The 13009-nt window shown below is 74.4% G+C and carries 10 protein-coding genes and 4 tRNA genes; 9 read left to right on the forward strand and 5 right to left on the reverse strand.

The genetic code is table 11. The annotated features are described in order from the left end of the window. Window positions 1-32 precede the first annotated feature (32 nt). From O7619_RS12385 to O7619_RS12395, 3 genes are all read left to right on the forward strand, one after another. A tRNA-Cys gene (locus O7619_RS12385) sits at window positions 33-103 on the forward strand. A gap of 13 nt (window positions 104-116) precedes the next feature. Continuing rightward, window positions 117-191 (forward strand) — tRNA-Val (locus O7619_RS12390). Window positions 192-284: 93 nt separating this feature from the next. After that, on the forward strand, window positions 285-1103 hold the full coding sequence (locus O7619_RS12395) for an isocitrate lyase/phosphoenolpyruvate mutase family protein (protein WP_282287784.1): 819 nt from the start codon (window positions 285-287) through the stop codon (window positions 1101-1103). Window positions 1104-1187: 84 nt separating this feature from the next. Here the strand turns inward: O7619_RS12395 and O7619_RS12400 are convergent, their stop codons facing one another. Then, window positions 1188-1430 carry a DUF6458 family protein gene (locus O7619_RS12400; protein WP_282287785.1) on the reverse strand — a complete coding sequence of 81 codons (243 nt, stop codon included), beginning with the start codon at window positions 1428-1430 and terminating at the stop codon, window positions 1188-1190. 150 nt (window positions 1431-1580) lie between these two features. Between O7619_RS12400 and O7619_RS12405 the strand changes: the two genes are divergently transcribed. The 3 genes from O7619_RS12405 (at window position 1581) to O7619_RS12415 (ending at window position 3562) form a co-directional block, all read left to right on the forward strand. After that, window positions 1581-1653 (forward strand) — tRNA-Gly (locus O7619_RS12405). Between the two features lie 13 nt (window positions 1654-1666). Further along, window positions 1667-1738, forward strand: a tRNA-Val gene (locus tag O7619_RS12410). 228 nt (window positions 1739-1966) lie between these two features. Further along, window positions 1967-3562, forward strand: coding sequence for a PKD domain-containing protein (locus tag O7619_RS12415; protein WP_282287786.1), 1596 nt, complete (start codon window positions 1967-1969; stop codon window positions 3560-3562). Between the two features lie 59 nt (window positions 3563-3621). Here O7619_RS12415 and O7619_RS12420 read toward each other — a convergent pair whose 3' ends face one another. Next, window positions 3622-4173 (reverse strand): hypothetical protein, encoded by a 552-nt coding sequence (locus tag O7619_RS12420; protein ID WP_282287787.1) that lies wholly within the window; start codon window positions 4171-4173, stop codon window positions 3622-3624. 653 nt (window positions 4174-4826) lie between these two features. On the opposite strand from O7619_RS12420, the gene O7619_RS12425 reads away from it, so the two are divergent. Further along, entirely contained in the window at window positions 4827-5828 is a 1002-nt protein-coding gene (locus O7619_RS12425) for an NAD-dependent epimerase/dehydratase family protein (protein WP_282287789.1), read from the forward strand. Window positions 5829-5920: 92 nt separating this feature from the next. On the opposite strand, the gene O7619_RS12430 is transcribed toward O7619_RS12425, so the two are convergent. Beyond that, window positions 5921-6889 carry a nitroreductase family protein gene (locus tag O7619_RS12430; RefSeq protein ID WP_282287791.1) on the reverse strand — a complete coding sequence of 323 codons (969 nt, stop codon included), beginning with the start codon at window positions 6887-6889 and terminating at the stop codon, window positions 5921-5923. A 164-nt stretch (window positions 6890-7053) separates the two neighbouring features. Here O7619_RS12430 and O7619_RS12435 point away from each other — a divergent pair, with 164 nt between their 5' ends. Beyond that, window positions 7054-7692, forward strand: a complete 639-nt coding sequence (locus O7619_RS12435) for a response regulator transcription factor (RefSeq protein WP_107159411.1) — start codon at window positions 7054-7056, stop codon at window positions 7690-7692. Between the two features lie 2 nt (window positions 7693-7694). Here O7619_RS12435 and O7619_RS12440 read toward each other — a convergent pair whose 3' ends face one another. Together O7619_RS12440 and O7619_RS12445 are read right to left on the reverse strand one after the other, a co-directional pair. Next, window positions 7695-9362 (reverse strand): GAF domain-containing sensor histidine kinase, encoded by a 1668-nt coding sequence (locus O7619_RS12440; protein WP_282288800.1) that lies wholly within the window; start codon window positions 9360-9362, stop codon window positions 7695-7697. 92 nt (window positions 9363-9454) lie between these two features. After that, complete coding sequence (locus O7619_RS12445; RefSeq protein WP_282287792.1) at window positions 9455-10465, reverse strand: nitroreductase; 1011 nt, start codon at window positions 10463-10465, stop codon at window positions 9455-9457. A gap of 170 nt (window positions 10466-10635) precedes the next feature. On the opposite strand from O7619_RS12445, the gene O7619_RS12450 reads away from it, so the two are divergent. Further along, entirely contained in the window at window positions 10636-12999 is a 2364-nt protein-coding gene (locus tag O7619_RS12450) for a heavy metal translocating P-type ATPase (protein WP_348774362.1), read from the forward strand. The last annotated feature ends 10 nt before the right edge of the window (window positions 13000-13009 follow it).

A 13009-nucleotide genomic window follows, 5' to 3' on the forward strand; every position in this document is an offset into this window, starting at 1 on the left:
GAGATGCCGCCACGCACGTCGGGGGCAACCTCGGTGGAGTGGCCGAGAGGCGAGGCAACGGCCTGCAAAGCCGTGTACACGGGTTCAAATCCCGTCTCCACCTCGGCAGTTGACGAGGGCGATTGGCGCAGTGGGAGCGCGCTTCCTTGACACGGAAGAGGTCACTGGTTCAAACCCAGTATCGCCCACCAGCGGAAAGGCCGTGTCGATCATTCGACACGGCCTTTCTCGTCGTCCCGGGGTCGGGGACACCGCGAGCGCCCCGCATGCCCGAGACTGGCCGGGTGAACGAACAGCGCATCCGAGCCCAGCAATTCCGTAGCCTGCACCTGCCCGGCGAGCCGCTGGTCCTGGTCAACGCCTGGGACGCGGCGAGCGCCCGGATCGTGGCCGCCGCCGGCGCCCGCGCGGTCGCCACCACCAGCGCCGGTGTGGCCTGGAGCCGCGGCGCGCCCGACGGCGACGCGCTCGCCCGGGAGACCGCCGTCGACGTGATCCGCCTGGTCGCCGCGACGGTGCGCCTCCCGGTCACCGCCGACATCGAATCCGGGTTCGGCGACACCCCCGACGACGTGGCCGACACCGTGACCGCGGTGCTCGCGGCCGGCGCGGTCGGCGTGAACGTGGAGGACGCGCGGCACGACGGGGACGGGCCGTTGCGCGACGTCGACGAACAGTGCGCCCGGCTCGCGGCGGTCCGGTCCGCCGCCGACCGCGCCGACATTCCGCTGTACCTCAACGCGCGGGTCGACACGTTCCTGAGTGGCGCGGGCGGGGTGCCGGAGACGGTCGCCCGGGCCGAGGCATACCTGGCCGCCGGCGCGGACGGCATCTTCGTGCCGGGGACGGTCGACCCGGAGACCGTGGCGGCGCTGGTGTCGGCGATCCCGGCGCCGCTGAACGTGCTCGTCGGGCCGGGGGCGCCGCCGGTGGCCGAGCTGGCGCGGCTCGGGGTGGCCCGGATCAGTCTCGGTTCGAGGGTCGCCGCGTCCGCGTACGCGACCGCCGGCCGGGCGGCGGCGGAGGCGCTCGGCGCCGGGACGTACGAGACGCTCGCCGATGGGCTCGACCACGGCACGCTGAACGAGCTGATGCGAGGCTGACCCGGGTACGCGGACGGGGGCGCCGCTGGGCGCCCCCGTCCGGACCAGGTCGGGGACCGATCAGCTCCGTCGGCCCCCCGCGGATCACATCGGCGGGTTGACGTCCCGCCGCTCCTCCACCCGGCGATATTCCACCGGCTGCTCGGCGGTGGTGGTGACCACCTGGCGGCGCCGGCTCCAGACCAGCGTCAGGATCAGGCCGACCACGCCGGCCGCCATCAAAATCCAACCGACGATGTCGAGGTCGACGCCGCCGACGGTGGCGTTCAGCGCGAACGTGAGGATCGCGCCGACCGCGATCAGGAAGATGCTCGTACCGATACCCACGACAGCCTCCTTCAGGGGGATGGTTGTGCTGTCGTGTCGCTCAGTACCCCGGTGGCGAGCAGCGCAATCGCCGTCGCTCGGGGGGCTGCCGCGGGTGGGTCCGGGCGTCGGGTAGAGTTCCCCCCGTCGCCGGCGCGAGCCGGCGACGACGCGGACGTAGCGCAGCTGGTAGCGCATCACCTTGCCAAGGTGAGGGTCGCGGGTTCGAATCCCGTCGTCCGCTCGCGAACTGCCCCGGGCGATTGGCGCAGTGGGAGCGCGCTTCCTTGACACGGAAGAGGTCACTGGTTCAAACCCAGTATCGCCCACCGAAGGATCATCCTCCGCCGCCGGTTTGATCGGCGTGCCTCTCCCACCGGCCGGTCGGTGCCGGCCACATCGGTCGCCCATCGCGCCGACAGCCTGGTCGGCATCCTCCGAGCGGATTATGGAGCCCAGGTCCGGCGCATGTCAGGGTGAGGCCCGATGCGCAGGGAGGCGGTCACATGCGGACCATTGGGCAGGGAAGATGGCGGCGGAACGCCGCCCGGCTTGGCGTGGCGACCATCGTCGCGGCGGTCGGGGTGACGGTGGGGGCCGCGCCCACGCAGGCCACCGCGACGCGGACCATGGCCTTCTGGAGCATGGACGAGCCGGCGTCGTCGACCCTCCTGAAGGACAGCAGCGGCAGCGGCCGGCACGGGACCGTCGGCGGCGAGGTGGTCACCGGCGCGATCTACGCCGGGGCGACCGGCCACCGCTTCGCCACCCACCTTCCCACCGACCAGGAGTACGTGCCGGACCACGTGAATCTGGTGCCGCACAGCACCGACTTCAACCCGGACGCCGGGGACTTCTCGGTGACCATCCGCTACCGGACCACGTACTCCTTCGGCAACATCCTCCAGAAGGGACAGGGCAACACCGCCGGCGGCTACTGGAAGTTGGAGGCGCCGGGCGGCCGGCCGAAGTGCCTGTTCCGCGGCGGTGACGGCGCCTCCCGGACCGGTTACACCGACGTGCCGATCGCCGACGGCCAGTGGCACACGGTGACGTGCAACCGCACCGCCGCCTACGTGGAGATGTACGTCGACGGCGTGCGGACCAGCCGGCTCAACGGGCCGACCAGCACCATCGCCAACTCCTGGCCACTCTCCATCGGCGGCAAGAGCCAGTGCGACGGTACGAAGGTGACCTGCGACTACTTCGCCGGTGACATCGACTACGTGAAGATCCTCAAGGGCTCGGGCGGCCCGGCGAACCAGCCGCCGGTGGCGGACCTGACGCCGTCCTGCTCCGGTCTGGTGTGCACGTTCTCCGGGGCCGGCTCGACCGACGCCGACGGCGCGGTCCAGGACCACCTGTGGGACTTCGGCGACGGGTCCAGCACCGGCACCGTGTCCGTGCCGACCACCTCCCACACGTACGCGGCGGCCGGCACCTATCCGGTCACGCTGACGGTCACCGACGATCGGGGCGCCGCCGGCACCGTGACCGTGGACGTCACCGTCGCGCCGGTGCCGGAGCGGATCTCCTTCGTCGGGCAGGCCACCGCGAACGCCAACTGGACCAGCCACACGGTGACCGTCCCGCCCGCCGTGCAGCCCGGGGACACACTGCTGCTCCTGCTCGGCCAGAACACCCACACCGGCACCGGTGAGCCGACCGGGGTGACCGGCTGGAACCGCCTCGACCGACTCGACGGGGGCTACGCCACCACCACCGCCTGGTGGAAGACCGCGACCGCGCAGGACGCGGGCACGGCGGTACGGGTGACTCTGGACAGCCAGGCGAAGGGCAACCTCATGGTGGCCGCGTACCGGGGGGTCGCGCCGGGCCCACCGGTGTTCGCCCGGGCCACCGACCCGGCCAGCGCCGCCATCCGGACCACCCCGTACGCGCCGGTGACCACCCCGCAGAGCTGGGCCGTGTCGTACTGGCTGCACGGCGACGCCGCCACCACCACCCTCACCCCGCCGGCCGGGGTCGCGGTCCGCAGCAACAGTTCGCAGACCGGCGGCGGCCGGGTGACCGGCCTGCTCGCCGACGCGGCGAGCAGCGTTCCGGTGGGCAGCTACGGCGGACTGGCCGCAGTCGGCGCCGCGGCGAGCACGACCACCACCACGTGGACGTTCATCCTGCCGCCGGCCTGATCGGGTACGCGCCGAAGGCCGGCACCTCCGTGGTTCGGGGGTGCCGGCCTTCGTGTGTGTCAGCTGTTCCAGTACTTGGCGACGAGGTCGGTGGCCTGGTTCTCCCACTGCGCGTAGGCGTCGGGGTACGCGGACACCTGCACGGTCTGCGCGGCCTTCGTCAGCGGCATGTCCTGCCAGCCGTCGACCTGCTTCAGGCCCTTGAGGAACGCCAGGGTGGAGTATTCGGGGTCGGTGATCTGCTCCGGGGTGCCCCAGCCGGAGGAGGGGCGCTGCTGGAACAGACCGAGGGAGTCGTGGTCGTTGGAGTCGCCGAGGTGACCCAGGTTCTCCAGCTTCGACTCCTGCAAGCTCGTGGCGATGGAGATGACCGCGGCCCGCTCGGGCAGGCCGGCCTTCTTCGTCGCGGCGATGATCGCCTTGACGTTGGCCGTCTGCTCACCGTTGAGCGTGATGCTCGACTGCTTACCTTCGGCCTGCACGGCGACCGGCTTACCCGCCGTGGCGGCGTGGGCGGTGTCGGCGTGGGCGGCGATCGGACCGGCGAACACACCACCGGTGAACGCCAGACCGGCGATACCCAGGACGCTCTTACGCAGGATCGTGTTCATCAGGGGGCTCCATTCCGGGGGTCGACACCACGCACCACGGGGGAAGGCTGGGCGCGTGTGCAAGCACCGTCAGGCGCTCAAAGCTTTTCGGGGGGGTCCGGCGGCTTCGCGGGGCGGGGCCTCAACGCGGTGCCGGGGTGAAGGGTGTAACGACCGGCTACCCACCGTCATTCCCAGGGGCGGGTCGAACGCGCGGCATGGTGTCGGCGCGGGCCTTCCTCGGTCGTTCACCGGGTTACAACGCCCCCACCCCGGCGACGATTCCACCGTCGGAGTGCCACCCACCACCCCCGAACCGGACACCCCACCCACCCGCGCACGGCGACCGCATCCCGCACGCCGTCAGACACCCAAGCCCACAATGGGAACGCCGGAGACACCCACACCGTTCCACCCGTGCTCTGCCTGGGCCGCGACTGGAACGTCAGGGGTGTCTCAACGCGCTGGAGACACCCACACCGTTCCACCCGTGCTCTGCCTGGGCCACGACTGGAACGCCAGGGGTGTCTCAACGCGCCGGAGACACCCACACCGTTCCACCCGCACTCCACGGCCGCCACCGCGCCGAGCCGGGTGGATCATTCTGCCGTTGGCAGATCCGCTCACTGTGAAACGGGGTGCCCCGGTTCCAGGCTGCCGGGCAGGGTGGGTCCATGCGACTGTTGATGCTGGGCGGCACGGGTTTCGTCGGTGGGGCGGTGGTGGCCGAGGCGGCGCGCCGCGACTGGTCGGTCACCGTGTTCAACCGGGGGATGCACGGGGAGGCGCCGGCCGGCGTACACCGGTTGCGGGGTGACCGCGACGCGCCCGGCGGGCTGGCCGCGCTCGTCGGCGGCGAGTGGGATCTGGTGGTGGACACCTGGGACGGCGCGCCCCGGGCGGTACGGGACGCGGCGCGGGCGCTCGCCGACGCGGCCCTGCACTACGTCTACGTCTCCAGCGGCTCGGTGTACGCGCCGCCGGTCGACCCGGGCAGCGGGGAGGAAGCGCGGACCGTCGCCGCGGAGCCGGACGCGGACGACGGCGACTACGCGAGCAACAAGGCCGGTGGGGAGCGGGCCGTGGTGGAGGTGTTCGGCGACCGGGCGTTGCTGGCGCGGGCCGGTCTGATCCTCGGGCCGGGGGAGGACATCGGCCGGCTGCCGTGGTGGCTGCACCGGATCGCCCGGGGCGGTGCGGTGCTGGCGCCGGGCCCGCGCGACCTCCCGGTGCAGTACGTCGACGTCCGCGACCTGGCGAGCTGGCTGCTGGACCGGGGCGCCGAGGGCGTCGGCGGGGCGTACAACGTGGTCAGTCGCACCGGGCACACGACGATGGGTGAGCTGCTCGACGCGGTGGTGGCGGCGACCGGGTCGGACGCGACGCTGTGCTGGACGGAGCCGGAGCCGATCCTGGCCGCCGGGGTGGAGCCGTGGAACGACCTGCCGGTGTGGATCCCGCGCGGGCACGAATACCGCTGGTTGCAGGAGCGGGACGTGGAGCGGGCGTACGCGGCGGGTCTGGTCTGCCGGCCGGTCGCCGAGACGGTCGCCGACACCTGGCGGTGGTTGCGCGAGGTGGGTCGTGTGCCGGCGCGGGCGGGACGGCCGGCGCGGGCCGCGGTGGGCCTGGCCCCGGAACGGGAGGCCGCGCTGCTGGCCACCCTGCCGGCCTGACCGGCGGGGTGCGGCGAGGGCCGGGCCGGCAGCGCGGAGGCCGGTGGGCAGCGGTCGGGCCGGCACGAACCGCGGTCGGCGGGTGGCGGCGGTCAGGCCGGCACGACCGGCAGGTCGAGCACCTCGTCGACCGGGCGGCGCGGGGTGGCGCATCCCGGCTGCCCGTAGCCGATCCGCATCACCATCTGCGGGGTGCCGAACCGGCCCAGGGACAGCCGCAGCGCCTCCCGCGCCGCCGGCACCTCGATCGGTTGGGAGAGCAGCGACGCGCCGAGCCCGGCGTCGGTGGCGGTGAGCAGCACCCGTTGCAGCGCCTGCCCGGCGACGACCTGGTCGGTGGCGGTGTTGCCGGGGGTGCCGAGGACGGCGACGAGCGGCTCCGGTTCGAAGTCCCGGCCGGGGGCGCGGTGGCGAGCGCCGAAGCCGCGCTGCGGCAGCAGGTCCTGCGGTTCGCTCTGCGGTCCGCCGGCGGCGGCGGGCACCCCGTCGGGGGCGGGCTCGGAGCGCATCCAGTCGACCCGCTCGGCCACGTACGCGGGGTCGCGTTCGAGGACCCGGTGGGCGCTGCGGGCGACCTCGGCGAGCGCGTTGACCGCGCTGGTGCCGATGACCAGTTCCAGCCAGCACGTCTCGGCCCGGGCCGCCTCGCCGAGCCGCCAGCGGGCCTCGGCCGGCACCGGGTCGGGCCAGAACGGCGCGCGGTTGCTGAACCGGCGGGCGATCGCCCCGTGCAGGCTCTGCTCGGTCGGGGTGGGCCGGCGCGGCACGTCGGGTTCGAGCCGGGCCACCACGTCCGGGTCGGCCGGGTAGGGGCGCAGCCGGACCGTGGCCGGGGTGCCCGCCACGGCGAGCGCCAGCCGCAGGTTGAACAGCGCCGCCCCGCAGGCGATCCGCGCGCCCCAGCCGGTCGGGTCGGTGGCCGGCAGGGCGCGCCGCGGGTCGACGGCGACCTCGATGCCGCCGTCGCGCAGCCGGAACCGCCACGGCTGGGTGTTGTGCAGCGACGGGGCGCGTACCGCGTCGGCCCCCGCGGCCCGCAGCTGCCGGACGGTGTATCCCATGGTCGTGCTCCCTCCGCTGGATCCACCCCCACGGTGCGTCACCGCGACGCGCCCTGAGCAGGGCCGGAGGTCCCCACCTGGGTGGGGCCGACCGTCCCGGTGGGGCGGGCCGGACGGGACCTTCGGCCCGTGCGGGAGCGCCGGGGGGACGGTAGAAAGGACTGATGATCCGCGTGTTCCTGCTCGACGACCACGAGGTCGTCCGTCGTGGCCTGGCCGACCTGCTGACCAGCAGCGGCGACATCGAGGTGGTCGGCGAGTCCGGCCTGGCCCAGGAGGCGGCGCGGCGGATTCCCGCGCTCCGCCCCGACGTGGCGATCCTCGACGCCCGGCTGCCCGACGGCAACGGCATCGACGTCTGCCGGGACGTCCGCGCCGTGGACTCGTCGATCAAGGGGTTGATCCTCACCTCCTACGAGGACGACGAGGCGCTGTTCGCGGCGATCATGGCGGGTGCCGCCGGCTACGTGCTGAAGCAGATCCGTGGCACCGATCTGGTGGACGCGGTGCGCCGGGTGGCGGCCGGGCAGTCGCTGCTCGACCCGGCGATCACCACCCGGGTGTTGGAGCGCATCCGCAGCGGGGTGGAGCAGCCGCGGGAGCTGAAGTCGCTCACCGAGCAGGAGCGGCGGATCCTGGAGTACGTCGCCGAGGGGCTCACCAACCGCGAGATCGCCGGCAAGATGTTCCTGGCGGAGAAGACGGTGAAGAACTACGTCTCAAGCGTGCTGGCGAAGCTGGGCCTGGAACGGCGGACCCAGGCGGCGGTGCTGGCCACCCGGCTGCTCGGCAAGACCCACTGACCTCAGGCGAGCGGGACGCTCCAGCGCAGCTCGGTGCCGTGCGGCTCGACCCGGCGCAGGGTGAATTCGCCGCCGAGCCGTTCGGCGCGTTCACGCAGGTTGACCAGGCCGCTGCGGGCCGCCTCCGGGCCGCAGCCGACCCCGTCGTCGGTGACCGTGACGTCGACCCGGCCGCCGTCGACCCTCACCCGCACCGCCACCCGGTCGGCGTGTGCGTGGCGTACCGCGTTGGACAGCGCCTCGCGCAGCACGGCGACCAGCTCGGGGCGCAGCTCGTCCGGGACGGCGCTGTCGACCGGGCCGACCAGTTCCAGGTCGGGCCGGTGACCCAGCGACTCGGCGGCGGCCTCGACCGCCTCCCGGATCTCGGTGCGCAGCGCCGCGCTCATCGGGGTGCGCAGCTCGAAGATGGTGCGCCGGATGTCGCGGATGGTGGCGTCCAGGTCGTCGACCGCCTGGTTGATCCGCTTGGCCGCCTCGGGCCGGGCGTTCATCGCGCCGCTCTGCAGTTGCAGGCCGGTGGCGAAGAGCCGCTGGATCACCACGTCGTGCAGGTCGCGGGCGATCCGCTCGCGGTCCTCCAGGACCACCAGCAGCTCCCGTTCCTCCTGCCCGCGGGCGCGTTCCATGGCCAGCGCCGCCTGGCCGGCGAAGCTGGCGAGCAGGGCGAGGTCGTCGTCGGCGGCGGGGCCGTGGTCGGGCCGGTGCGCGATCACGAGTACGCCGTGCAGCGTGTCGGCCGCGGCGAGCGGGGACACCACGGCCGGTCCGGCGATCACCGGGCGGGGCCACGGCGCCGCCCCGGCGAGGTCGTCGACCTGCTCGTGCCGGCGTTCCGTGGCCGATCCGGCGAAGCTGGTCTCGGCGGCGGGCAGGACCGCGCCGACCAGTTCCCGGGCGGCCGGGTCGGCGCCGTCGACCACCTCGACGGTGAACTGCGCCTCGTCCTCGTCGTAGAGCAGGACCAGGGCCAACTCCGCCTCGGCGACCTCGCGGGCGCGGCGGGCGACAAGCGACAGCGCGTCGGTGCGGCGGACCTCGCCCAGCAGCACCGAGGTGATCTCGGCGGCGGCGGCCAGCCAGCGCTCCCGCCGGTGCGCGAGCGCGTAGAGGCGGGCGTTCTCGATCGCCACACCGGCCGCGGCGGCGAGCGCGCTCACGATCTCCTCGTCGTCGTCGGTGAACTCGGCGGCACCCTGCTTCTCGGCCAGGTAGAGGTTGCCCCACACGTGGTCGCGGATGCGCACCGGCACGCCGAGGAAGCTGTGCATCGGCGGGTGGTTCGGCGGGAACCCGTACGACCGGGGATGGCGGGTGATGTCCGGCATGCGCAGCGGCTTCGGTTCGTCGATGAGCAGGCCGAGCACGCCCCGCCCGTGCGGCAGCTCGCCGATGCGGGCGTGCAGCTCGGGGTCGATGCCGTGGACGATGAAGTCGTGCAGCATCCGGTCGGGGCCGATCACCCCGAGCGCGCCGTAACGGGCGCCGGCCAGCTCGCACGCCGACTGCACGATCCGTTGCAGCGTGCTGCGCAGGTCGAGGTCGGAGCCGATGCCGACGACCGCGTCGAGCAGCGCGCGTAACCGTTCCCGGCTGGTCACCACCTCGCCGACCCGGTCGAGCATCTCCTGCAACAGCTCGTCGAGGCGGACCCGGGACAGCGGGGTCAGCCCGAGTGACGGCGTGACGTGCTCGTGCCGGGGGTTCGCTGCGGCTGCCACCGGGCGATGCTATCGCCCGGTGGCGCGGGCCGACGAGACCCTCAGGAGCTGTGGTCGCGTACCGCCGTGGTGTCGACCGTCTGCGCGGCGTCCAGCCGCGGGGTGTGCGGCGGGCCGGCCTGCGTCGGGTCGGCCAGGCCGAGCCGCATGCTCAGGTAGGGGTGGCCGAGACCGGCGAGCGTCTGCCGCAGCACCTCGCGGGTGCCGTCGACCTCCACCACGCCGGAGAGCGGCACCAGGGACACCCCGTGCCGGGTGGCTTCGAGCCAGGCGGCGGAGAGCGCCTCGCCGGCGCGCAGCCAGCTCATCGGCTCGTCCTCGGAGCCCCAGAGAATGGCGTAGACGGCGGCCTTGTCGTGGCCGGGGCCGATCGGCAGCGAACCGGGGTGGCCGAAGTCGCGGCCCGGCACGGTGGTCTGCGCCGGCTGGTCGGGCAGCACCTCCGGCGGCAGGCCGGTGCCGGTGCCGGTCCGGTTGATCCAGTAGGCCAGCTCCTCGCGCAGCTCCGGGCTGTCCGCCTCGACGACGGCGGCCTGCTGGGCGGCGCCGGCCAGCTCGATCTTCTGCATGTCGTTGAGGAGTTGCAGGTTCACCCCCTCGCGGGTGGCGGCCCGGTCGATGTCGCCGAGCGTGGCGGTGGGGACCTGCTCGTCGCTCACCGGCCGCCGGTCGGTGTGCCGCACCCGCATGCACTGCACCAGGCGCATGGCGTCCGGGTCGGCGCCGGTGTGGCGCAGCCCGGTGAGCCGGGCCATCAGGTCGGGCTGGTGCGGGTCGGGCAGGCGTTCCACCACCGGGGTCCAGCCCTCGGCGGCCAGTGCCATCCGGGCGTGGTGCAGCGCGGCGCCGCAGCTCACCACCAGCAACCGGCCCTCCGGGTCCATGACGCTGAGGTGACGTTCCCGGACGACCCGTAGTTCCAGCGCGTCGGGGAGGACGGTCCAGTGCCAGGGCTGGGTGTTGTGCACCGAGGGCGCGTGGCCGGCCATTCCGGCGGCCTCCGCGAGCGCGGTGGTCAGCGGGCGGTCGGTGGTCGGCGTCTCGTGGCTCATCGTCACGACCTTTCCTGTTTCTCCCCATCGTGCCCCACGCCGGGGACGCGCCGGGTGGGGTTACCGCTCCATCCTCTGGCATGGTCGGGCGGATCGCACGGGTCCTTCGACCTCCCGGTTTACCCGCGTTCGCCCTACCTGCTCCGCGCCGGCACTGAGACGATCCGGACATGGGAACCGGACCGCGCGAATGCGTACCCGAACGGCCGGCCCGGGCCCGGCGGGCCGTGCCGGCCGAGTGGGTCCCGCTGGCGCTGCTCACGCTGGCCGTGCTCGGCGGCGCGGCGCTGTGGTTCGCGGGGGCGCGGGGCGCGGCCGGTCTGGTCTGGGCCGCGGTCACCGTGTTCGCCCTGGCGCCGGCCGCCTGGTCGGTGCTGCGTCAACTGTGGCGCCGGCAGTTCGGGGTGGACGTCATCGCCGTACTGGCCCTGCTCGGCGCGCTGCTGGTGCGGGAGTATCTGGCCGGCGCCGTCATCGCGGTGATGGTCGCCACCGGGCGGGCGCTCGAGGAGTACGCCCGTCGCCGGGCCACCCGTGACCTGCGGGCACTGTTGGAACGTGCGCCCCGGCAGGCCCGGCGGCGCACCGCCGACGGCGGGATCGAGGTGGTGCCGCTGGACCGGGTGGCCGCCGGCGACCGGCTGGTGGTGGGTCCCGGTGACGTGGTGCCGGTGGACGGCACGGTCGAGGAGGCGGCCACGCTCGACGAGTCGGTGGTGACCGGGGAGTCGCGGCTGGTCGGCCGCGCCGCCGGCGAGCAGGTGGCAAGCGGCGTGGTCAACGCCGGCGCCGGTTTCGGGTTGCGGGCCAGCCGCAACGCGGCGGAGAGCACGTACGCCGGCATCGTCCGGCTGGCCGGGGAGGCGACGGCGCGCAAGGCCCCGATGGTGCGGCTCGCCGACCGGTACGCGGCCGGTTTCGTGCCGTTCACGCTGCTGCTGGCGGCCCTGGCGTGGCTGCTGTCCGGCGAGTTCGTGCGGGCGGTGGCGGTGCTGGTGGTGGCCACCCCGTGCCCGCTGCTGCTGGCCACCCCGATCGCGGTGGTCTCCGGGCTGTCCCGGGTCGCCCGCCGGGGGGTGCTGGTGCGTGACGGCGGGTCGCTGGAGCAACTCGGCCGCGCCCGTACCCTGCTGGTGGACAAGACCGGCACGCTCACCGCCGGCCGGCCCCGGGCCGCGGAGACGGTGGTGGCCCCCGGCGGCGACCGGGACGAGGTGCTGCGGTTGGCGGCCTCCGTCGAGCAGCTCTCGCCGCACGTGCTGGCCGCCGCGCTGGTCCGGCAGGCCCGCGAGCGGGGCCTGCCGCTGGCCGACCCGACCGGCGTGACCGAGGAACCGGGACGCGGGGTGACCGGCCGGGTCGACGGCCGGACGGTCCGGGTCGGCCAGCTCGACGGCGAGCCGCCGCCGTGGGCGGACCGGGTGCGGGAGCGGGCCGAGCTGTCCGGCCGGTCCACGGTGTGGGTGAGCGACGAGCGGGGGCCGCTCGGCGCGATCCTGCTGGAGGACCCGGTCCGCCCGGACGCGCGGCGGACGGTGCGGCGGTTGCGGGAGGCGGGGCTGACCCGGCTGGTCATGGTGACCGGCGACCGGCCGGGCACGGCCCGGCAGGTGGCGCAGGTCGTCGGCGTGGACGACGTGATCGCGCGGTGCTCGCCGCGGGAGAAGGCCGATCGGGTACGCGCGGAGTCGGCGCGGGCGGTGACCGTGATGGTCGGCGACGGGGTGAACGACGCCCCGGCGCTGGCCGAGGCGCACGTCGGGGTGGCGATGGGCGCCACCGGGGCGACCGCCTCCGCCGACGTGGCCGACGCGGTGCTCACCGTGGACCGGCTGGACCGGCTCGCCGACGCCGTCGAGATCGCCAGGTACGCCCGCCGCGTCGCGGTGCAGAGCGCCACCGTCGGGATGGGGCTGGCGGTGCTGGCCATGCTGGTGGCCGCCGCCGGCCGGCTGCCACCGGTGGCGGGCGCGTTCCTCCAGGAGGGCATCGACGTGCTGGTGATCCTCAACGCGCTACGCGCTCTCGGCGGCGGCCTGCGACGGCGTGCGATCCCCCCGCACACCCGGGAGCTGCTCGACCGGTACGAGCGGGAGCACGGCGGCGTCCGTGACGTGCTGGCCCGGCTGCGGGACACCGCGGACCTGGTGGCGACCCGCCCGGACGCGCCGGAGTGCGGGCCGGCGCTGCGCGACGTGCACCGCCGGCTGGTCGACGAGGTGCTGCCGCACGAGGAGGCGGAGGAACGGCAGCTCTACCCGGCGCTGGCCGGCCCGCTCGGCAGCGACGAGGCGACCTCGACGATGAGCCGGGCGCACGTGGAGATCGTCCGGCTGGTGGAGCGGATCGGCGGGCACCTGGCGACCCTGGACGGCCGGCTGCCCGCGCCGGAGGTGCCCGACCTGCTGGCGGCGCTCTACGGCTTGGACGCGGTGCTGCGCCTGCACCTGGCCCAGGAGGAGGAGGACTTCTTCTCCCTCAACCCGGCCGACCGCCCCGCCGAGCGCCCGGCGGGGCGCCCCGCCGGGCGTTAATAGGGGCCCC

This window comes from Micromonospora sp. WMMD998 (assembly GCF_029581235.1).
GTDB lineage: Bacteria > Actinomycetota > Actinomycetes > Mycobacteriales > Micromonosporaceae > Micromonospora.